A 22060-nucleotide genomic window follows, 5' to 3' on the forward strand; every position below is an offset into this window, starting at 1 on the left:
TCCAGATCGAGCGGATCGAAGAGCTCGGGGAGATGGACGTTTACGACATCCAGACCGAGAGCGGTGAGTACCTGAGCGACAGCTTGCGAGTGCACAACTGTTTCATCCTGTCGGTCGACGACTCCATGGACTCGATTCTCAACTGGTACCGGGAAGAGGGCATCATCTTCAAGGGTGGCTCCGGTGCCGGTGTGAACCTGTCGAGCATCCGGGCATCGGTTGAGCGTCTGCAGGGAGGCGGCACGGCGTCCGGGCCGGTGTCGTTCATGCGAGGGGCGGATGCCTCGGCGGGGACCATCAAGTCCGGTGGCAAGACGCGGCGGGCCGCCAAGATGGTGATCCTCAACGACGACCACCCCGACGTGGAGGACTTCATCTGGTGCAAGGCGATCGAGGAGCGCAAGGCCCGGGTGCTGCGTGACGCCGGGTTCGACATGGACCTCGACGGATCCGACTCGTTCTCCATCCAGTACCAGAACGCCAACAACTCGGTGCGCGTCACCGACGAGTTCATGCAGGCTGTCGTCGACAATGCCGACTGGGCCCTGACGGCGCGGACCGACGGTTCCGCCGTCCGCATCGTCAAGGCGCGTGACCTCTTCCGGCAGATCGCCCACGCCGCGTGGGAGTGCGCGGACCCGGGGATGCAGTTCGACACCACGATCAACCGGTGGCACACGGCCCCGAACGCGGGGCGGATCAACGGCAGTAATCCCTGCTCCGAGTACATGCACATCGACAACAGTGCCTGCAATCTGGCGTCGATCAACCTGCTCAAGTACCTCCAGGACGACGGGGGCTTCGACACGGTGAGCTTCAAGGCCACCGTGGACGTCGTCTTCACGGCGCAGGAGATCCTGGTCGGCAACGCCGACTACCCGACCGAGAAGATCGCCGAGAACTCGCGCCGGTACCGCGAGCTCGGCCTCGGCTACGCCAACCTCGGGGCGCTCCTCATGGCCCAGGGCCTTCCCTACGACTCCGACGACGGCCGGGCCTGGGCAGCGTCGATCACCGCCCTCATGACCGGGCACGCCTACGCCGTCTCGGCCCGCACCGCCGCCCGGATGGGGCCGTTCGCCGGCTTCCACGCCGACAGCGACGCCATGCTGCACGTGCTGCGCATGCACCGTGCCGAGGTCGCCAAGATCGACGAGGAGCTGGTCCCCACGGAGCTGCTCTGCGCGGCGCAGGAGGTCTGGGACGAGGCCGTCGAGCTGGGCGAGGAGTTCGGCGTGCGCAACTCCCAGGCGAGCGTCCTCGCCCCCACGGGCACCATCGCCCTGATGCTCGACTGCGACACCACCGGCGTCGAGCCCGACCTCGGGCTCGTGAAGACCAAGAAGCTGGTCGGCGGCGGGACCATGTCCATCGTCAACCAGACGGTCCCGCGTGCGCTCACACAGCTCGGCTACATGCCCGAGCAGGTCGAGGACATCATCGCCTACATCGACGAGCACAAGTCGATCGTGGGTGCCCCGCACCTCAGCGCCGAGCACCTGGCCGTGTTCGCCTGCTCCATGGGCGACAACACCATCCACTACCTGGGGCACGTCCGCATGATGGGGGCGGTGCAGCCGTTCATCAGCGGAGCCATCAGCAAGTGCGTGGTCGGCGACACCCTGCTGGCCACCGCCGACGGCCTGGTCCGCATCGGCGGGCTGCACGAGGGCGAGGAGCCCGACAGCTTCCGTGACGAGATCATCGCGGTGGCGTCGATCGGTGGCATCCACAAGACCGACGCCTTCTACTACGGCGGCGTCCGGCCCGTCCGGCGGGTAGTGCTCCGTTCCGGTCATGGCGTGACGGGGACCCCGAACCACCGCCTCCTCACGGCCGGCGCATCGGGCCTGGACTGGAAGCGCCTCGACGAGATCGAGCCCGGCGACTACGTGGCCACCAAGTACGGGGACGAACTGTGGTCGGAGCTGCCGGCCCGATTCGACGACTTCACCCCGACCGCGCCCTACGGTTCGCAGAAGCAGGTGTGGATCCCCCCGGAGATGACCGAACCGCTGGCGTTCCTCCTCGGTGCCTACGCGGCGGAGGGTCACACCATCCGGTCGACGTGGACGGTGGTCATCACCAACTCCGAGGACGCCGTGCTCGAGGAGATCGCCGAGGCGGTTCGGCAGTGCTTCGACGTCGACGCCAAGATCCGCCGGCCGGCGGACCGGTGCGCGAGCGTGGAGTTCTCCTCCAAGACGATCGTCGAGTTCCTGGAGTACCTGGGATGCGGCGCCCGTGCTTCTGAGAAGCGGATCCCCGACGCCGTGCTCCGCTCCGCGCGCGAGCTCGTGATTTCGTTCCTGCAGGGCCTGGCGCTCGATGCGTACACCACGGCGTCCGGCATGGCGAAGTGGGCGATCTGCCTCGACTCGCCGAAGCTCCTCGACGACCTGCAGGCGGTCCTGACGAACCTGGGTATCGTCCACGGCCGTATCGGCAAGCGCCACGCGACCAACGGCAAGACGTACGACGAGGTGTACGCGGTCGGGGACCAGGCGAGGCGGTTGGTGGAACTCGTGCCGTTCCTGGAGGAGCACAAGTCGGCGGCGGCGGCCCGCATGGCGGCGTGCGCCACGAGCCCGAACCACAACACAGCCGACGTGGTGCCGGGGATCTCCCCGGCGGAGCTCTACGTGCTCGTGCCCTCTGGGCGTCGCAACCGGGATGGCGTGCTCCTGCGGGACGAATTCAAGTTCCTCGCCGACCGCCGGACCGCCTGCGTCAGCCGATCGACGGTGGAGCGGGTGGCGCGCATCGACGGCATCTCGCTCCCCGAGTGGCTGCAGACGGTGCTGGACGACGGCCTCCACTTCAGCCCTGTGGCGTCGGTGTCCGACGCCGGTGAGCGCGAGGTGTTCGACGTGTCGGTGCCGTACACGCACGCCTTCGTCGGGAACGGGGTGGTCAACCACAACACCGTGAACCTGCCCGAGGACGTGACCGTGGAGGACATCGAGCAGCTCCACCTCGACGCCTGGCGGATGGGGATCAAGGCGGTCGCCATCTACCGGGACAACTGCAAGGTGGCCCAACCCCTGTCGACGACGAAGAAGGCCGCCGTGGAGGGGGAGGGTGGCGACTTCGCCCCGCCGGGGTCCGACGCCGAGGCCAAGGACCGGGAGATCGCGGCGAAGATCGCCGAGCTCGAGGCGGCTCTCGCCCACGAGCAGGGCCGGGCCCGGGACACGGTCGTCGTGGGAGCGGTGCGCGAGCGCCTGCCGCGGCGGCGCAAGTCCAGCACCTTCGCCTTCCGGGTGGCCGACTGCGAGGGGTACGTGACCGTCGGCGAGTACGACGACGGCCGACCGGGCGAGGTGTTCATGAAGGTCTCCAAGCAGGGCTCGACCCTGGCGGGGATCATGGACGCCTTCTCGATCTCGGTCAGCCTGGGCCTGCAGCACGGGGTCCCGCTCGCCACCTACGTCCGCAAGTACAGCAACATGCGGTTCGAGCCGGCCGGGATCACCGACGACGCCGACCTGCGCATCGCCACGAGCCTGATGGACTACATCTTCCGTCGGCTCGCCATCGACTACCTGACCCGCCAGGAGCGTGAGGACCTCGGGGTGCTGTCCACCTCGGAACGCATGCAGCCGACCCTGCCGGGCGTGGAGGAGGCCGCCACCCCCGAGCAGGACCTGGTCGAGGAGACGGGGATGAGCTCGGTGCCCCTCTCGGGGCGCGACGACCGGGCTTCGGGGACGGCCCGCCCGCCGGCGCAGGCGGGCCCCGAGCCCGCACCGTCGCCGCGTGCCGAGCAGCGTGACGCGCCGCTCTGCTACCAGTGCGGCATGGTCATGCAGCGGGCGGGGTCCTGCTATGTGTGCTCGAGCTGCGGGACCACCAGCGGCTGCTCGTAATGCGATGAGATGAGATGAGCGGTGAGGTGGTGGTCCAGGACTTTGGCCGGGCAATCCCCGGTTTCGGACACGGAATGTCCCATCGAGGACAGCCGGACACTTCCTGAGCCAGAGGTGTGGATCCCTGGAGGCGTCACACGGATGGCGATACCTCCGCGCTTGCCGTGGCGGAGGTGCCTGCCGCCCTGAGCGACAGCAAAAAGGCCCCCAGAGCCCCTGGTCAGAGCCCTGCGGTGGCTGCCGCTCGAGTTATCTTGCACGTGTGCTTGCGCATCAGATTGCCTTTTACTTGCGTTGGGATACAATCGAGGTATGGTCCGGTACGCAGGACATGACCTCGGAGAGGCGTTGCTGGTCGAGAGCGCGGAGGAGTGCGCCAAGTTGCTGGCCGACCACCGCGAGCACTTCGACGTCTTCGCCGCCGCCCTCCCCCACGCCGTCTTAGGCGAGTGGGCGTCGGTCCAGGCCGTGGTGAACCGCTGGCACGGCTTCGTCGGCGAGCTCCTGGAGGCCGCCGCCGCCCAGCTCCCCCAGCTCGTGGCCCCCGTCGGGGGCCACCTCGGCATCCTCACTGCCACCCACCACCTGAGCGGGGAGCCCGTCGGCTACCTGGAGCACCTGATCGGCGACGTCCCCTTCTCGCCCATGCTGACCAGCTTCGGCCGCGATGTCGGTGTGGGGGTGGTGGCCGTCGACGCCTTGCGGGCCCTGCTGCCGGGGTGCCAGCGCCTGCGCATGGAGGCTTCCGCCGGCTGGCCCGATTGGCCCGGAGGGGCAGACGTGGCGCGCTACCGGCGCCTCGTGGAGGTCGCCCTGCGCCAGATGCAGCCCCCGCTCGACCAGGTGCGCGCCATGTTCGACCTGACCACCGCCGAGATCGCGGGTCTCTTCGGTGTGCGTCGCCAAGCTGTCGAGCAATGGGAGCGCGCCGGGGATGTCCCCGGCGCCAGGCGCGAGAAACTGGCCAACCTGTTGGCGGTGGGGGAGATCCTCGAGCGCAAGCTCCGGCCCGGGCGGCTTCCCCTGGCCGCGCGCCGGCGGGCCGACGCCTACGGCGGACGGACGTTGCTGGAGATGGTCCGCGACGACCACGACGCCAAGCTGCGAGAGATCACCGAACGGGCCTTGGACTGGTCGAGCACGGCATGAGCCCCACGTCTCGCTTGGCGGAGTTCTTCTCATGGAGGTGATCGAGCGCGGCGGCGAGCACTGCCGCGTCGCCGACCCCGACTGGGAGGACCTCCTCGACGGGTCGTACTCGATGCGCTTCGGCGGCCGCTGGAACGCACCCGGCAGCTTCCCGGTGATCTACCTCAACGCGGATCTCGACACCGCCAGGGCCAATGCCCGGCACCTGCTCACCGAAAGGCTGCGGGGCCAGCCTTTCATGGCCGAGGACCTCGATCCCGCGCAGCTCCCGGTGTTGGTGTGGGCGGCCGCGCCGGCGCGCCGCTACCTCGATGTCGTGACTCGTGACGGGATCGTCGCCAACGGGCTCCCGACGACGTACCCGCTCGACGAGTCGGGCCAGGTCGTCCCACGCACTCGCTGTCAACCCATCGGGCAGGGTGCCTGGGAGGGCGGGCTACCCGGTGTCGCCGGCCGCCCGGCGGTGGAGAGCGCGCCGCCCACCGGGGAGGAGCTGGCATTCTTCGACCGTCACGAGGTCGAGCTCGAGGTCACGCTGGTCCAACCTTTCGAGCAGTGGTACGGCCCCTTTGATTGGTGAGGATCTGCGGGTGTGCGCCGCCGAAGGTCGTTGCCGGCCGCAGCGTTCTCCCTCTGGTTGGCGATGATGCAGCGCGCCCTGCGCGGTGATGGAGCCGGGTTCCGAGGCGATCCGGGTCGTTCTCGCCAAGCGGCCGGGGCCGCGAGGGGTGTCGGCGGTCGCCGGCCGCGGTACCGTCGTCGTGGCCGGTCCGTCCGGCCGGAGGGAGTAGCCATGCGCGCCGTGGTCCTCGACACCCCGGGTCCGCTCGACGCCGGCGTGCTGCACATCGCTGACGTCGCCGATCCGAGCCCGGGCCCCGGGCAGATCGTCGTGAAGGTGGCGGCCTGCGGCGTGTGCCGCTCGAACCTGCACATGGTCGAAGGCGACTGGGTCGACTACGGCGTTCCCGCCTTCACGCCGATCATCCCGGGGCACGAGGTGGTCGGACGGGTGACCGAGGTCGGGAGCGAGGTCGACTGGCTCCGGCCCGGCGACCGCGTGGGCGTGCAGCCCCTGTGGTCCACCTGCGGGCACTGCCGGTACTGCCTCACCGGGCGCGACCAGCTGTGCCAGACGAAGCAGATCACGGGCGAGACCGTCAACGGCGGGTACGCCGAGTACATGCTGGCCACCGCGGCCCACGCCCACCTGGTCCCCGACGAGCTCGACGACGTGGAGGCCGCCCCGCTGTTCTGCCCGGGCGTGACGGCGTACAACGCCGTGTCGAAGGCAGCCCCGCATCCCGGCACCACCCTGGCGGTGTTCGGCGTGGGAGGCGTGGGCCACATGGTGATCCAATTCGCCGTGCTCACCGGTGCCGACGTCTACGCCGTGGCGCGCGCCCCCGAGCACCTCGACCTGGCCCAGGAGCTCGGGGCCCGACCCGTCGACGCCACCCGCGGTGACGTGGCGGCGGTGCTCGCGGCCGACGGGGGAGTGGACGCCGCCGTGGTGTTCGCACCCTCCGACGACGTGCTGCGCCAGGCCGTGGCGGCGATCAAACCCGGTGGCACCGTGGTCCTCGGTGTCCATGCGCAGGTGGGTGCCCTTCCGTTCGCCGACGAGAAGCGAGTCGTCGGATCGGTCATCGGATCGCGCCAGCAGATGCGAGACGTGCTGGCCCTGGCGGCCGCGGGGAAGGTCCGGGCGCACTGCGACGCCTACCCGCTGGACGAGGCGGTCGAGGTGCTGGGCCGCCTGAAGCGGGGCCAGGTGCGGGCCCGGGCGGTGCTCGTCCCGGGGGCCTGACCCGGCCGTCCCATTGAACCTGAAGCTGAGACTGGAGGATCAGATGGAGAAGGTCTTCGAGATCTACATCCGCACCACCCCCGAGCGCCTCTGGGAGGCGATCGTCACCCCCGAGATCAGGGCCAAGTACAACTTCGGCGCCCAGGTCCACTCGGAGTGGACGCCCGGGTCGCGCCTCGAGATGGGCGCGCCGGGTGCGGCGGGGCTCCTCGGCGAGGGCGAGGTCCTCGAGGTCGACCCCCCGCGCCGGCTCGTCCACACCATGGTGGCGCTCTGGGGCGACGACGTGGAGGCCGAGGGCGCCTCCAGGGTGACGTGGGAGGTCGAGCCCGTCGCCGACTCCTGCCGCCTGACGGTCACCCACGACCAGCTCCGCGAGGGCGCCGACGCCCAGCTCTACGGCGGTTGGCCGATGATCCTGTCGGGCCTGAAGACGTGGCTCGAGAGCGGCCAGCTGCTCACGACGCCGGGGTCGCTCCTGTACGGACCGGGCTGACCGCGCCGCCCCGCCCCGGCGTTGGCGCCGTTGCGCCGTCGCGAGAGCGATCGACGACGGGTTGCTCAGAGCTTGGTCAGGATGTTGGCGCAGGAGCTGACGTCGACACCGGGCGTGGGCTCGACCTCGAGCGACGTGACCACGCCGTCCTCGATGACCGCCGCGTAGCGCTGCGACCGCAGGCCCAGGCCGGCGCCCGACCCGTCCCATTCGAGGCCCATGGCCCTGGTGAACTCGGCGTTGCCGTCGGCCAGCATGACGATCTTGTCGCCGACGCCCTGGGCGTCGCCCCACGCCTTCATGACCCAGGCGTCGTTGACCGACACGCACGCGATGGTCGACACGCCCTTGGCCGTGAGCTCGTCGGCGTTCTCGACGTACCCCGGCAGGTGGAACTTCGAGCAGCCGGGGGTGAACGCCCCCGGTAGGGCGAAGAGCACGACCTTCCCCCGACCGAGCACCTCACCGGTCCGGATCGGGACGGGTCCCTCGGGCCCCATGGTCTTGATCTCGATGTCAGGGACGGAACTGCCGATCGCGATGGCCATGGGCGCACCCTATTCGCCGTCGACGCTCCGTCGGGTCGCGCGCCGAGGTCGATCGCAGTCGCGGCCAGATCGGGCCTGGGATCGCGCCCGGTCGACACCGGTCGACAACGGTCGACACCGGTCGACACCGGTAGGGACCCGGGGTCGTCCCGCGCATCGAGCGGCTCCGGGATGCTCGCGCCTAGGGTGGTCGCGGCCGCCGCGGGGGTATCGCCGTGGGCGGTCGGGCGGGGACGACAGGGGGACGGCACGTGACGAAGCGGACGAAGGTCCTGGCAGCGATCGGCCTGGTGGCGGCGCTCGGCGCCGGGGTCGCCGGAGGCCTCGCGTCGTCGGCGTCCGCCAGGTCGAGGCCGACGCCGGTGCGGTTCCAGACGGCGGGGGCCCCGGTGACCAGTGTGTCGTTCAGCTTCAGCGTGTCGGTGAGCGGCCTCACGAAGCACGGCGGCGCCATCACCGTGACGGGCAGCGGCCAGGCCGACTTCGCCAACGATGCCGCCTCGCTGCAGGTCAACCTGCCCGCCGGCGTGGCCGGCATGATCCCGGGCGCCCCGGCCGGGCCCGAGGTCGTCAACGTCGTGTTGTCGGCGGGCACGGTCTATGCCGAGGTCCCCGCGCTGTCGGGGCTCGTGGGGGCGCCGTGGGTTTCGGTGGCGCTGCCCTCGAGCGTGACGTCGGGGATACCGGGGGTGTTCAGCACCATCGCCTCCGCCCTCGGCAACGCCAACGACATCCTCACCTTCGCCTCGGCCCACCACGGCAGGTCCGGCTCGCTCGGGGCGTCCACCGTCGACGGATCGGCGGCCACGGGGAGCCGGGTCGCCGCCCGGCTCCCGGGCGGGTCCCGTCTGTCGGCGGCTGTGTGGGTCGACGGGTCGGGCCACCTCGTGCGGGTGACCGGTGGCGTCACCCACGGTGGCGGTCCCCACGGAGCGGGCATCACCGGTTCCGTCGACCTCACCGGCTACGGCGCACCGGTGACCGTCACGGTCCCACCGTCGTCCCAGGTGAAGGCGATCCCGTACTCGCTCGTCGCCCAGTTCCTGGGGAGCGTCCTGAAGGGGGCGCACCTGCCGTTGCGGCTGCCGCTCGCCGCCTGACGGCCCGCGCCGGCCGGGATCGGTCGGCACGCCTTCACGCTTCCTTCACCGTCGGCATGGCAACGTCGCGGATGTGACACCGCCCGAGCGCTCGCGGTCGCAAGGCGAGCCGTTCACCCCACTCGGGCGGTGCCGCATCGCAACGCCGCAGGGCGTCTTGCTCCTCGAGCCGGCCGCATCGGGAGGAGGGCGCTACTACTTCGTGCCCGGGTGCCTCGGCCCGCTCGATGCTCCCGACCTGCCCGAGGGCCTTCGCGGAGAGTGGGCGGACTTCGACTGGGTGCGCTGGGTCGCCGACGAGGACGGGCCGGGATTCCGCATGCGCATCGGCGTCGGCGATACCGCCGCCGGGCGGACCGAAGTGGTCTCGGGCCCCGTGCGCCGCATCGTGGGTGACTTCACGACCGACGACGCCGTCGTGTGCGGGCCGTCGACGCGTCCCCGGGCCGCCGCCCGCCTGGGACGCCTGCTTCGTTTCACGCTGCCGTAAGGTCCGCTCCGTAGGGTCGGTCCCGTGCACCAGACCCTCGTCCGGCCGCGGCCGGCGCCCCCCTCGTCGTCGCGCCCCGGGCCGCGGCGGCCCTGGGTCGCACGCCACAAGGTGGTGAGCGTCCTCGTCCTCGTCGTCGTGCTGCTCACGCCGGTGTGGTGGTCGTTGGGCTCGGCGCTCTCCGACCCCGCGCTGGGGACGAGCATGTCGGCGCGCCTCGCCGAGTGGGTGCGGGGCCACGGCGGTGGGTCCTTCGTGGCGTGGGCCGAGAACACCTGGTACTCCCACCACCCGCCGCCGGTGGGGGGACGGCCGGCCAAGGGCGCCATCCCGGCCCCGACGTCGCCACGGACGTCCGGTACGGGCACGACCGGTGCCGGCGCCACGAGCGCGCCCGCCGTGACCCACCTGCCGCCGCCGGCGGCCATCGTCCCCATCGCCAGCCCGGCCATGTCGGGCGAGGGCCAGTGGCACCCCGTGGGCCGCACGGTGGGCGGGCAGCCCGCTGTCTACGAGGCGTTCCTGCGACCCGACGCCGTGCACACGAGCGTCGTCGTGGGCGTGGCGTACATGGACATGTCACTGCTGTCGGCCACGCTGTACTCGGGCAGCACCATCCCGGGGGGTGGCCCGTGGCAGCACACGGCGCCGGTGACGTCCCAGGCGGCCACCTCCCTCGTGGCGGCGTTCAACGCAGGCTTCCTCATACCCAACAGCAATGGCGGGTACTACGCCCAGGGCAAGACCGTCATCCCCCTGCGGACGGGGGCGGCGTCCTTCGTGATCTACCGCGACGGCACCGCCACGGTGGCCCAGTGGGGGCGCGACGCCTCGCTGACCCCCGACGTCGTGGCCGTCCGCCAGAACCTCAACCTGATCGTCGACGGGGGACAGCCCGTGCCCGGGTTGAACGCCAACGACACCACGCAGTGGGGCGCGACCCTCGGCGGCAGCATCTACGTGTGGCGCTCGGGCGTCGGGGTGACCGCCGACGGGGCGCTCGTCTACGTGGGGGGGCCCGACCTCAACATCACCGACCTGGCGGCCGTCCTGGTGCGGGCCGGCGCCGTGCGGGCCATGGAGCTCGACATCAACACCGACTGGGTCAACTTCGCCACCTACGCGCCGTCGGGCCCCGCCGCGCCCGCCTCCCCGGCCAACGGCACCGACCTGCTCCCGTCCATGGTGGGGACGCCCCAGCGCTACTTCGAGCCCTGGTGGTCCCGGGACTTCTTCACCATGTCGGCGCGGGCCCGCGCCGGGGGCTGACCACGTCGCCGTCTCCTGGCTCTGTTCGGTGGTGAGGTAGACCGCCGGCGGTATCGCCGGGCGTGTGGCGGAGACGAATGCATCCGACCAGCCTTCCTGACAGATGTCCGCGGTAGCCTCCGCCGCATGGACGCGATCATCGGCGATCTCGCCGATCAACACGCCGAGCTGCGTTCCCTCGTCGAGCGGTGCACCGACGACGACTGGTCGCGCCAGACTCGGTGCGACGGGTGGGACGTCGCCGACGTCCTCCTGCACCTCGTCCAGACCGACGAGCTCGCGGTCGCCAGCGCGCGCGGCGATCTCGACGGCTATCTCGACGGGTTCCTCGGAGCCCGCGACGAGACGTCGATGACCGTGGATGGCGCCGCAGCCGCCCAGGTCGAGCTCGAGCGCGCCATCGGTGGGACGGCCATCGCGGCCCGATGGGAGGAATCGTCGGTGGCATTGCAGGCCGAGCTGCGCGCCGGCGACCCCCACCGACGCGTCACATGGGTCGCCGGGCAGCTCTCGGTGCGGACCCTCGCCACGACGCGCCTGGCCGAAACGTGGATCCACGCCGGCGACATCGCGACCGCGCTCGGCATCGACCTCGCGCCGACCGATCGCCTCTACCACGTGGCGCGGCTGGCCTGGCGCACGCTCCCGTACGCGTTCGCGCACGCCGGCGTCGCGCTCAGTGGGCCCGTGGCACTCGATCTCGTCGGACCCCACGGGGATCGATGGCTCTTCGCTCCCGATGTCCCCGAGACGACGACGATCCGGGGGAGCGCCCTGGAGTTCTGTGCGATCGCCGCACGACGAGTGGCGCCATCGCAGACGTCTCTCGTCGGTGAGGGCCCCGACGCCGCCATGGTGCTCCACCTCGTCCGCACCTACGCGCAGTAGCCCCGGTCCCCACCCGGCACCCCGGCCCCGGGTGCCGGGTGCCGGGTCCGCTCAGCCGGCGGCGTCCCCGGTCGCGGCGGCTGCCGGGAGCCGTGCGGGGGCGGGCGTGCCGGTGAGCGTCGTCCGGGGACGGACCGCCAGCACGACCGGTGGGAGCGGACGCTGGTCGAAGTCGAAGTCGTCGGTCAGGTTGCCGAGGATCTTCTGGTTCTCGCGCACGTCGGGCCTCGGGTCGGGCCGGCCGTCGGTGGCCGGGTCGAGGCGCTGCCCGTGGAGGAAGTCGTCCTCGATGAACTTGTCGTAGGCGTCGAAGCTCAATGTCTGGTGGTCGACCGTGCCGCGCTTGGCGTAGGGGCTGATGACGATGCTCGGGACGCGCAGCCCGTAGCCGTTCTGGTCGACCGTCGGCGGCGGCACATGGTCGTAGAAGCCGCCCCAGTCGTCCCAGGCCAGGAAGATCGCCGTTGAGCCCCAGTCCGGGCTCCGCATCACCGCGTTGACCAGGCTGGTCACGTAGCTCTGCCCGTAGCTCACGGGGGCGGGCGGGTGCTCGCTCACCGCGCCGGAGGGCACGACCCACGACACCGCGGGGAGCGTGCCGCGCCGGGCCGCCGCGTAGAACTGCGACACCGACCGGATGTTGCGCAGCTGGTGGTCGGCCGCCACGGTGTCGAACCACGGCAGCGGGTTCCAGATCCCCGGGGTGCCGGCGTCCTGCCGGACCGGCGCGCAGGAGACGGCTGCGGGGTTCTCGCAGTCCGGCTCCGTCCCGCTCACGACGTAGTACCCCCAGCTGACGCGGGCCTTGTGCAGCAGGTAGGTCAGGTCCGTCCAGGCGTAGACGGGCTGACCGCTCACCCTCGGCGTGTTGCCGTGTTTCGGGTTGCCACCCCCGGTCGTCGGGCCGCGCGCGCCGCCGTAGACGGGGGCGGCCGGCGGCCGCTCGGCCGGCCTGGTCTGCAGGGCGTTGACGCAACTCGAGGGATTGTCGACCTCGGTGCAGTACGCCGACCACTCCGACACCAGGAAGAGGTGCGAGGGCAGGCTCCACGAGGCGTTCGGTTCGAACATGTGGTCCTGCAGGACGAAGTCCTTGGCATAGGCCCAGTAGTTGGGGATGTCGCTCTGCGTGTGGTACCCCATCACGTCCGGCGCCGCCGAGTTGGTGCACGCCGGGTTGGTGGGATCGAGGCAGCCTTTGCGGCCCGACTCGGCCTGGCCGACGAAGCCGTCCATCTTCCCGCCGTCGATGTCGGCCGTCGCGTTGGGGGCCGAGTGGGGGCCGCCGCCGTTCACATCGGCATGGTCGACGTACGGTGTCACGCACGACCCCGTCGCCGGGTCCGGTTCGCACACCGCGGGCGAGCCGTCGGTCATCGGGATGCCGTCCGCGCCGGGGAACGTCCCGAAGTAGGAGTCGAAGGAGCGGTTCTCCTGCTGGATCACGATGACGTGCTTGATCTTGTGGATGCCCGCCGGCACGACGTAGGTGCCCGTGGGCCCCCCCGACACCCGCTCCACGCGCGTGGGCGCCGCCGTGCCGCCGCCGCAGGCGCCCAGCACGAGCGCGAGGGGGAGCGTGAGGGAGAGCGCGAGGGCGGCGCCGCCGCCCCGGTGCAGCCCCGGCGTGCACCCCGCGGCGCTGCTCGCCCTGTGTGGCCGCACCGTCGAGAGCGCCTCGGCCGCCCTACAAGGCCTCGGTGGCCAGGACCTGGCGCAGGTGCTGGCGCCCGCCGGTGCGCAGGATCGCCCGCCCGTAGACGGCGGAGGCCACGCGCGCCACACCGACGGTGGCGACCAGCATGAGCACCGCCGACAGGGAGAACTGCCACCACGTGGTCTGCCCGGTCGCCACCAGGACGGGCATGGCGAACGGCGCGGTGGGCGGCACGAAGGCCAGGACGCGCACCAGGGGGGAGGCCGCCCCGTTTCCCAGGGCGGTGAACGAGACGATGTAGCCGAAGAGGATGGGCAGTTGCAGCGGGAAGGCCAGGCTCTGGACCTGCTCCTGGCGATCGGCCAGCGACCCGGCGGCGGCCCATACCCAGCAGTAGAAGGCGTAGCCGAGGACGACCCACAGCAGAGACCCCACCACGCTGAGGGCGGCGGCGCCGTGCAGGAGGTCGGAGCCGAGCGCGGCGCCCAGGCCCAGGGCCACGCCCACGATGAGGGCGGCCTGGAGCATGGCCACGGCGCCGATGCCGATGACCTTGCCGGCGAGGAGCTCTTCCGGCCGCAGCGTCGACAGCAGGACCTCCACGACACGCGAGGACTTCTCCTCCACCACGCCCATCAGGAGCCACGTGCCGTACGTCGTGAGCAGGACGTAGGTGAGGATCAGGCCGTAGATGGCGGTGGAGCGGGCCGTCTGGTTGTGCTTGGGCGGCTGGAGGCTGTGCACCGCCAGGGGACGGGGATGGGCGAGCTGCGCGGCCCGCGCCGGCGCCAGGCCGGCCGCCTCGAGCCCCGCCTGCAGGCTGATGGTGCTCGCCAGGACGCGCGCCAGCAGGGCCGTGGTGGAGGTGTCGGTGGGGTCGAGCGCCTGGTCCACGAGCAGGCGACGGGCGCCGATCAGGACGATGGCGACGCGGCCCGATCGCAGGTCGCGGGTCGCGGCGGCCTGCGAGGGCTCGTCGACCAGCGTCAGCGTGGTGCCCACCGCGGGCCCCGCGGCGACGACCGTGGCGCGCAGCGGCGCCGACAAGGTGCCCACGACGCCCACCCGGTCGTGGACGTGATTGCCGCGGCGCAACACCGGGATGGTGACCGCGGCGGCCACCGCCAGGAGGATGACCGCCGTCCCGATGCGGAAGGTCCGGCCCCGCACGCGCTCGCGCACCTCGCGCCGGGCGACCAGCCCGACGTCCCCACCGAACGAGTCGAGCGCCGCCCCGAGGCGCCCGAGGCGCCGCCTGCCCGCCGCGTCGGGGCCGTCCGTCCCCGCCGACGGACCGGCGGCGCGGGCGCGGGCGCGACGCCGCCACCACAGGCGCAGGGCCACGAGCACCGCCGCGACGGCGACGTACAGCCACTTCACCCCAGGGCCTCCCGGAAGACCTCGGAGAGCCGACGCCGTTCGAAGCCGAAGTGCTCCACGGTCCCGGCCTGCATGGCGGCGGCGAGGACCCCCTGGGGGTCGGTCCCCTCGTCGAGCACCAGACGCACGGCCCCACCCTCGGTTCTCGAGATCGTCACGCCGGGAAGGGCCCCGGCCCAGGCACCGGTCCAGTCGCCCGCCACCTTGACCACCAGGCGACGCCGGCCACCGGTGGTCAGCTCCTCCACCGTCCCCGACGCCACCAGCCGGCCGTGGTCGATGATGGCCACGGACTGGCACAGGTCCTCGACCAGGTCGAGCTGGTGGCTCGAGAACAGCACGCCGCGGCCGGCGGCGGCCTGCTCGGTCAGCACCCGGCTCACAGTGTCGACGCCGGTCGGGTCGAGCCCCGACAGCGGCTCGTCGAGCACCACGAGCTCCGGCTCGTGCACGAAGGCGGCGGCCAGCTGGACGCGCTGCTGGTTCCCGAGCGAGAGCGCCTCCACCTTGCTGTCGGCGCGGTCCCCGACACCCAGCCGGTCGAGCCACTCGCCGGTGGCGCGGCGGGCGTCGGCCGGCGCCATGCCGTGCAGCCGGGCGAGATACGTGATCTGGTCGGCGATGACCATCCCCGGGTACAGGCCGCGCTCCTCGGGCATGTACCCGAACCGGCGGCGATCGTCGGCCGTCACGGGGCTGCCCTTCCAGCGGACCGTGCCGGCGCCCAGCGCCACCAGGCCGAACACGGCTCGCATGGCGGTCGTCTTGCCCGCCCCGTTGGGCCCCAGGAAGCCGAAGACCTGACCGGGGGGAACGGTGAACGACAGGTGGTCGAGCGCCACCACCTCCCCGTAGTGCCGGACCAGGCCGTCGAACTCAAGCACGACGACATCCCCGTTCCCCCGGGGCCCGGACCACCGTCGCCGTCCCGCACCCGGCGCGGCGTCGCCCACCACCGGGGCACCGGGTGCGGGTGCGGGCGCACCGGCACTCCACGCCCACGCCCACGCCCACGTCCAGCGCCATCGACCCTGGCTAGCACAGCGGCGGGGGCCGGCGCGACCGCGTCGTAGCCTCGCGACGATGAGCACCGGTCGGTGGCTGGGGCCGCTCTCGGCGCGCGACTTCCGTCTCTTCCTGGCGGGGCGGGCGACGTCGTTCGTGGGCACGGGCATGCTGCCCGTGGCCCTGGCTTTCGCGGTCTTCGCCCGGCATGGCCCCACCGCCGACGTCGGGTACGTGCTGGGCGCCGAGACCCTGCCCCTCGTGCTCCTGCTCCTCGTCGGCGGGGTGGCGGCCGACCGCTTCAACCGTCGGATGGTCATGCTGGGCGCCGACCTGCTGCGGGCCGTCGCCCAGGGCGTGCTGGCGGCGTGGATCCTGGTGGGCCGGCCGCCGTTGTGGGGATTCCTCGCCACGCAGGCGCTCGTCGGCACGGGCACGGCGTTCTTCACGCCGGCGATGACCGGCCTGATCCCGCAGGTGTCGCCGGCCGGCCAGCTCCAGCAGGCGAACGTCCTCAACGGCATGGCCGAATGGTCGGGCCGCCTGCTCGGTCCCGCGCTGGCCGGGGTGATCGTGGCGACGGCCGGCGCGGGCTGGGCCGTGGCCGTCGATGCCGCGTCCTACCTCGTGAGCGCGGCGTGCCTCGCCGGACTGCGGGTGGGCTGGTCGGGGACCGACCACGGGGAGCCGTTCCTGTCGCAACTGCGCACGGGCTGGCAGGCGTTCAGCTCCCGCACGTGGTTGTGGGCCATCGTGGCCCAGTTCTCCTCGTACGGGTTCTTCGTGTTCGCACCGTTCTTCGTCCTGGGCGCGGTGGTGGCCAGGCAGTCGCTCGGGGGCGCGGCGGCGTGGGGGACCGTGCTCGCCCTGCAGGGGCTCGGGTCGGTGCTGGCGAGCCTGGTCATGCTGCGCGTCAGGCCGCACCGCCCGCTGCTCGTGTCGGAGCTCGTCCTGATCACCTACGCGCTCCCCATCCTGATGCTGGCCACCCGCGCCCCGTTGGCGGCGGTGGCGGCGACGGCGTTCGTGTCGGGCGCGGGCTTCGGCGTGTTCGGGCCTCTGTGGGACACCACCATGCAGCGAGAGCTCCCGCCGGTGGTCCTGTCGCGGGCGAGCGCCTACGACTGGTTCGGGTCCATGGTGTTCCTGCCCGTGGGCTACGCCCTCACGGGGACGATGGCGGGGGTCTTCGGGGTCGACGGCTCGCTCTACCTGGCGGCGGGGTGGCTGCTCGTCACCATCGCCGTGGTGGTGGCGCTGCCCGGCGTGACGTCGCTCACCGACACCCGTCCCGACCGCGACGGCGCCGCGCCCGCGGCCTCAGCCTGACGCCGCCGACGGGCCCGGCCACCCGTCGAGGGCGCCGCGCACGCCCCGCAGGGCGACGAGACCCTTGACCAGGCCCACCACGACGTTGCCGGCCGTGTCGGCCACGACGCGCACGATCACGAGGCGCGTGGCGGCCAGGGCCGCGGCCACCCAGGCCGATTCCATGTCCACCGCCAGTGCACCGCTGCGCGCCAACTCGGCCCGGCGCTCGCCGTGGACCAGCGTCCGGGACGACACCACGGGGCCGAGGTGCACGCTGCGCCCCCCGGCGCGCAGGGCGCCGGCCACGGCGGCAGCGTCGCCGGCGGGCAGGGGTGTCTCGTCGCCGTCGGGGCCCCGCACCGAGGTCGCCACCACCAGCTCCCCGGGCCGCAGGCCCGGGTCGAGGCCACCCGAGATCCCCGCCAGGACGACGGGGGCGCCCGGCGCCAGGCTCGCAGCCAGCCCCTCGGCGGCGGCGATGGCGCGCCGATGTCCCATGCCGATGCGCACCACGCGCCCGCCGAGCGCCAGCTTCTCGAGCCGCATGGCGGCGAGCACGGTCGCCGGCCGGCCAGGGTCCGAGGAGTCGCGAGCGCGGTCCACGGCGGCGCCTCAGGCCGGCGTCGAGCGCACCGGACGCGGCGCGCCCCCCCGGGCGTCGGGCGCCTCGTCGGCGAGCGGCCGGCCGTCGAGGTAGGTGACCGAGTTCGTCCGCACGGCCGTGACTCGTGACCCGGGGAGGACGATCCCCACCAGGTTGAGTGGGTCGGCCGCGCTCAGCCGGACCGTCTGACCCTGTCGGGTGCTGCGCCGCACGCGCCGCATGGCGTCGATCGCCTCCGGCAGCGCGTACTGCTCGCCGGCGAGGCCGTTCACGAAGCGCCCGCCGCGCACCAGGCCGCGCGCCTCGAGCCGGCGCAGCGCCCAGATCACCTCGCGCCACGGCAGTGCGATGCCCTCGCGCGCCGTGAGGTCCCAGAAGACCACACCCCACCGGGCGAGCAGCTGCCCGGCGACCTGCTCGGCCAGCGTGTCGGGGTCGGTGGCGGGGTCGGTGGCGGGGTCGGTGTCGGGGTCGGTGGCGGCCCCTGGGGTCGCGGGCAGCAGCGCCCACCGGCCCTCGCCCCCTTCGCGCCACGTGGGAGCGCGCCGGCCACCGGTGCGGAGCCGTTGCTCGTGTCGGTGGCGTCGCTTCCACGCCTCGCGTGCCGACAGCAGCGAGCGCACCGCCTGGAAGCCGTCGGCGGTGACGATGCCGCGGGCCACCAGGTCCCACAGCCCCTCCTCGACCTCCACCGGGAGCCGGCCGGTGGCGGTGCGCAGCTCGGAGTGGAACATCGCACCGTGGGCGCGCAGCGCGTCGAGCACCTCCTTGGCCGGGCCGTGCACGGGCTCGGCCGGCACGGCGTCGCCCCGCGACGCCCGCAGGAGCCACGGCAGGTCCTCGCGCAGCGCGAAGGTGACGGGCGTGGCCCGCGACGGCGTGGCCGATCCCCGGCGGGGCGTGTCCTCGGTGCTGTTCGGGCGCGGCGACAAGCGCCCCCAGACGAGCTCGCCGGCGTGGCACAGGTCCTCGAGCCATCGGTGCTGGTAACCCTCGACGCGTGCCGGCAGCACGGACTCCTCCCACGCGCCGGCGGGGATCTCGAACCCCTGGAGCTGGTCGACCACCGCCAGCACACCCGCCCGGCCCTGGCGCTGCGACCCGGGGGCGACGTGCTGCCACTCGAGGAGGAAGCGCATGAACTCCTGGGCGGTGACCGGCTCGATCTCGCGCCGGAGGCGGTGCTGCGTGTAGGCGTGCACGCGCGCCAGGAGGCGGCGGGCGCACCACTGCTCGTCGTCCGTGCCGGGGTCGAAGCGGCCCCGCATGGCGAAGCCCTCGGCTTCGAGGCGCCCCAGGCCGACCTGCACCCGGGTGCTCGCCAGGCCCGTGCGCTGCGCCAGCTCGGGCACCGTGACCGGCCCGGTCACGTCGAGGTGGCCGCGCACCGCGTCGGCGGCGGCGATGTCGGGGTCGGGGGCCTCGGTGGTGGCGAGCGAGCCGGGCACCTCGTCGGGGGCGAACGTGGCGGCGGGGAAGAGCGCTTCCACCCAGGGCCGGCGCTCCACCGCCAGCCACAGCATGCCGGCGTCAGCGGCGTCAGCGGCGTCAGCGGCGTCAGCGGTGTCACTGGTGCCGCCGACGACCGTCGCCACCGCGGCGCGCCCGGCGCTCACGAGCGTGGCGAACCACTCCGCCTGGTCGTGGCGCGGGCGCCACACCACCGCCGACAGGAGGAGGTCGTGCAGCTCCTCGGGCCCGCGCACGTCGGGGGCCGCCTCCTCGCGCACGCGCGCCAGGGCGGCCTCGTCGAGCCGGCCCAGCGCCTCGGCGTGCAGGGGGAGACCGCGCCGGAGCTGCACGGCCCGCGTACGGCGCTCCTCGAGCGGCGCGTCGTCGAGGAAGGTGTAGGGCTTGCCGTTGAGGATCTCGTGCGAGAACACCGAGGGCGTGGACGACTCCACGAAGTGGACGGCGACCTCGCCCGCCTCCATGCGCGCCAGCAGGCCCACGAGCCCGTCGACGTCCATGGCTTCGTGCAGGCAGTCGAGCATCGTCTGGCGCACGATGACGTGGTCCGGGATCTCGATGGGGCCGCCCGGCGTGTTCTCCTGGCAGGCGGCCAGGGCGGGGAAGACCGCGGCCATCAGGTCGTCGGCCTCCATGCGCTGGATGGGCAGCGGGTTCTTCTTCCCACCCCGGAAGCGCAGCACGGCCAGGGAGCGGTTGAGGTTCCAGCGCCACCGCGAGGCGAACATGGGCGACGCCAGCACCGCCTGGCGCAGGGTCGCCTCGGCGGTGTCCGAGCGCAGCAGGCGCGGCGCGCTGTCGAGGGGGAAGCTGTGCTGGGGGCCGAGCGACAGCACCACGGCGTCGTCGTTGGCGGCCGCCTGCAGCTCGAAGTCGAATGTGGCGCAGAACCGCTTGCGCAGCGCCAGGCCGAAACCCCGGTTGATGCGGCCGCCGAACGGGGCGTGCACCACCATCTGCATGCCGCCGGCCTCGTCGAAGAACCGCTCGAACACGATGTGGTGGCAGGTGGGGAGCACGCCCAGCTCCCCGTGGCCGGCGGCGAGGTACTGCGCCAGCTGCTCGGCGGTGTCGGCCTCGAGGCCGCAGGTCTCTTCGAGGTGGCGCCGTACGGCATCGAGCCCCGGGGGAGCTCCGTCGGTGCCGCCGGCGCCGGTGAGGAGCTCGCCCACGGTGCGCCGGAGCTCGGACACCTCCTCGGAGAGCTCCTCGGTCCGGCTCGGCGCCTCGCCGACCCAGAACGGGATGGTGGGGTGCGCGCCCTCGGCGTCGGTGACCCGCACCTCGCCCTGGGTGACGCGCCGCACCCGCCACGAGTGCGTCCCCAGGAGGAACACGTCGCCCACCATCGACTCGATGGCGAAGTCCTCGTTGACGGTGCCGACCGGCGTGTCGTCGGGCTCGGCCACCACGCGGTAGTCGCCCACCTCGGCGATGGCGCCCCCGCTCGTGAGCGCGGCGAGGCGCGCCCCGCGCCGCGGGCGGAGCACGCCGTTCACGCCGTCGCGGTGCACGTAGGCCATGCGCTTGCCGCGGCCTGTCGTGATCCCCTCGCTGACCAGCTCCACCACGGCGTCGTAGTCGGCCCGGTCGAGCTGTGCGTAGGGGGCGGCGCCCCGCACCAGCGCGTAGAGCCCGTCCTCGGTCCACTCCTCCGCCGCGGCCACCTCGGCCACGATCTGCTGGGCCAGGATGTCGAGCGGGGCGACCGGGGGACAGGTGGCGTCGAGCCGCCCGGCGCGCACCGCCGCCAGCAGCGCGGCGCACTCCACGAGCTCGTCGCGCGTCATCGGGTAGAGGATCCCCTCGGGCGTGCCACCGCGCGAGTGGTTGGAGCGCCCCACGCGCTGCAGGAAGGTAGCGATGGCCCGGGGCGAGCCGACCTGGCACACGAGCTCGACGGGCCCGATGTCGATGCCGAGCTCGAGCGAGGCGGTGGCCACGAGGGCCCGGAGGTCCCCGGCGCGCAGGCGGTCCTCCACGCGCAGGCGCCGGTCCTTGGACAGGCTGCCGTGGTGCGCGGCGACCTGGTCGGGGCCCAGGCGCTCGCCGAGGAGGTGGGCCAGGCGCTCGGACATCCGCCGGGTGTTCACGAACACGAGGGTGGTGCGATGGGCGCGCACGTGATCGGCGATGCGGTCGATCACCGCGCCGAACTGCTCGGTCGACGACACCGCGGCCAGCTCCGTGTCGGGGAGCTCGATGCGCACCCGGAGGTCGCGGGCGTGGCCGCAGTCGACGATGTCGGCGCGGCGCCCGTCGCCGACGCCCGTGAGCAGTCGGGCCGTCTGCTCGATGGGTCGTTGCGTGGCCGACAACCCGATGCGCTGGGGCCGGCCGCCGATCTGGAGGTGCTCCAGCCGCTCGAGCGTGATGGCGAGGTGCGACCCCCGCTTGTCGCGGGCCAGCGCGTGGATCTCGTCGACGATCAGCGTGGACACGCTGCCGAGCACCGCCCGGCTGCGCTCGGCGGTGACCAGGAGGTAGAGGCTTTCCGGCGTCGTGACCAGAATGGTGGGGGGGTCCTTCACCATGGCGGTGCGCGCTGCCGCCGTGGTGTCGCCCGTGCGCACGCCGACGGTGATCGGCGCCACCGGGAGCCCGAGCTCGCGCGCCACCTCGGCGATCTCGCCCAGCGGGCGCTGCAGGTTCTGGTGGATGTCGACGGCGAGCGCCTTCAGGGGGGAGACGTAGACGACCCGGCTGGCGCCCCCGACGGCCTCGCCGGCCTCGTGGGCGCGGTACAGGGCGTCGATGGCCACGAGGAAGCCGGCCAGGGTCTTGCCCGACCCGGTGGGGGCGGCGATCAGGGTGTCGCCGCCCCCGGCGATGCGCGGCCAGCCCTCCGCCTGGGGCGTCGAGGGGCCGTCGGGGAACCGCCGGGAGAACCAGGTGGCCACGGCGGGGTGGAACGCCGCCACGGTCGGGGCGGTCGGCGGCCCGGGGGGGGCGTCGGAGGGCATCGGGCCCATTCCAGCACCGGCGTGTGACACACCCGGAGCGTACCGGCGCAC

General features: G+C 72.8%; 16 protein-coding genes. 10 read left to right on the plus strand and 6 right to left on the minus strand.

The genetic code is table 11. From position 1 onward, the window contains the following. Positions 1-32: 32 nt before the first annotated feature. The 5 genes from VMV22_03510 (at position 33) to VMV22_03530 (ending at position 7324) form a co-directional block, all read left to right on the plus strand. Positions 33-3869 (plus strand): vitamin B12-dependent ribonucleotide reductase, encoded by a 3837-nt coding sequence (locus VMV22_03510; GenBank protein ID HUY21388.1) that lies wholly within the window; start codon positions 33-35, stop codon positions 3867-3869. Between the two features lie 312 nt (positions 3870-4181). Beyond that, positions 4182-5018, plus strand: a complete 837-nt coding sequence (locus VMV22_03515; GenBank protein HUY21389.1) for a hypothetical protein — start codon at positions 4182-4184, stop codon at positions 5016-5018. A gap of 31 nt (positions 5019-5049) precedes the next feature. Continuing rightward, entirely contained in the window at positions 5050-5598 is a 549-nt protein-coding gene (locus VMV22_03520) for an RES domain-containing protein (GenBank protein HUY21390.1), read from the plus strand. A 213-nt stretch (positions 5599-5811) separates the two neighbouring features. Beyond that, a complete protein-coding gene (locus VMV22_03525; GenBank protein HUY21391.1) occupies positions 5812-6828 on the plus strand; it encodes an alcohol dehydrogenase catalytic domain-containing protein in 1017 nt (338 codons plus the stop codon). Between the two features lie 43 nt (positions 6829-6871). After that, the gene (locus tag VMV22_03530) at positions 6872-7324 is read left to right on the plus strand and encodes an SRPBCC family protein (protein HUY21392.1); all 453 of its coding nucleotides are present in this window, start codon (positions 6872-6874) and stop codon (positions 7322-7324) included. 65 nt (positions 7325-7389) lie between these two features. On the opposite strand, the gene VMV22_03535 is transcribed toward VMV22_03530, so the two are convergent. Beyond that, positions 7390-7872, minus strand: a complete 483-nt coding sequence (locus VMV22_03535) for a peroxiredoxin (GenBank protein HUY21393.1) — start codon at positions 7870-7872, stop codon at positions 7390-7392. A 251-nt stretch (positions 7873-8123) separates the two neighbouring features. Between VMV22_03535 and VMV22_03540 the strand changes: the two genes are divergently transcribed. The 4 genes from VMV22_03540 (at position 8124) to VMV22_03555 (ending at position 11619) form a co-directional block, all read left to right on the plus strand. Continuing rightward, a complete protein-coding gene (locus tag VMV22_03540; protein ID HUY21394.1) occupies positions 8124-8972 on the plus strand; it encodes a hypothetical protein in 849 nt (282 codons plus the stop codon). A 73-nt stretch (positions 8973-9045) separates the two neighbouring features. After that, on the plus strand, positions 9046-9462 hold the full coding sequence (locus VMV22_03545; protein ID HUY21395.1) for a hypothetical protein: 417 nt from the start codon (positions 9046-9048) through the stop codon (positions 9460-9462). A gap of 24 nt (positions 9463-9486) precedes the next feature. Next, positions 9487-10731, plus strand: a complete 1245-nt coding sequence (locus VMV22_03550) for a phosphodiester glycosidase family protein (GenBank protein HUY21396.1) — start codon at positions 9487-9489, stop codon at positions 10729-10731. A 126-nt stretch (positions 10732-10857) separates the two neighbouring features. After that, entirely contained in the window at positions 10858-11619 is a 762-nt protein-coding gene (locus VMV22_03555) for a maleylpyruvate isomerase family mycothiol-dependent enzyme (protein HUY21397.1), read from the plus strand. A 51-nt stretch (positions 11620-11670) separates the two neighbouring features. Here VMV22_03555 and VMV22_03560 read toward each other — a convergent pair whose 3' ends face one another. The 3 genes from VMV22_03560 to VMV22_03570 are packed head-to-tail and all read right to left on the minus strand — an operon-like array spanning position 11671 to position 15540. Continuing rightward, positions 11671-13284: an alkaline phosphatase family protein gene (locus tag VMV22_03560; protein ID HUY21398.1), complete on the minus strand. Its 1614-nt coding sequence runs from the start codon at positions 13282-13284 to the stop codon at positions 11671-11673. A gap of 22 nt (positions 13285-13306) precedes the next feature. Beyond that, the gene (locus VMV22_03565) at positions 13307-14656 is read right to left on the minus strand and encodes an ABC transporter permease (GenBank protein HUY21399.1); all 1350 of its coding nucleotides are present in this window, start codon (positions 14654-14656) and stop codon (positions 13307-13309) included. Further along, on the minus strand, positions 14653-15540 hold the full coding sequence (locus tag VMV22_03570) for an ATP-binding cassette domain-containing protein (protein ID HUY21400.1): 888 nt from the start codon (positions 15538-15540) through the stop codon (positions 14653-14655). Before VMV22_03570 ends, VMV22_03565 begins: the two co-directional genes overlap by 4 nt. 199 nt (positions 15541-15739) lie before the next feature. Between VMV22_03570 and VMV22_03575 the strand changes: the two genes are divergently transcribed. Continuing rightward, the gene (locus tag VMV22_03575; protein ID HUY21401.1) at positions 15740-16990 is read left to right on the plus strand and encodes an MFS transporter; all 1251 of its coding nucleotides are present in this window, start codon (positions 15740-15742) and stop codon (positions 16988-16990) included. Here VMV22_03575 and VMV22_03580 read toward each other — a convergent pair. Beyond that, positions 16982-17575: a hypothetical protein gene (locus tag VMV22_03580; GenBank protein ID HUY21402.1), complete on the minus strand. Its 594-nt coding sequence runs from the start codon at positions 17573-17575 to the stop codon at positions 16982-16984. The two genes, VMV22_03575 and VMV22_03580, sit on opposite strands and share 9 nt — an antisense overlap. 9 nt (positions 17576-17584) lie before the next feature. Next, positions 17585-22009 (minus strand): DEAD/DEAH box helicase, encoded by a 4425-nt coding sequence (locus VMV22_03585; GenBank protein ID HUY21403.1) that lies wholly within the window; start codon positions 22007-22009, stop codon positions 17585-17587. Between the last annotated feature and the right edge of the window lie 51 nt (positions 22010-22060).

The organism is Acidimicrobiales bacterium (assembly GCA_035531755.1).
Taxonomy (GTDB): Bacteria; Actinomycetota; Acidimicrobiia; order Acidimicrobiales; family UBA8190; genus DATKSK01.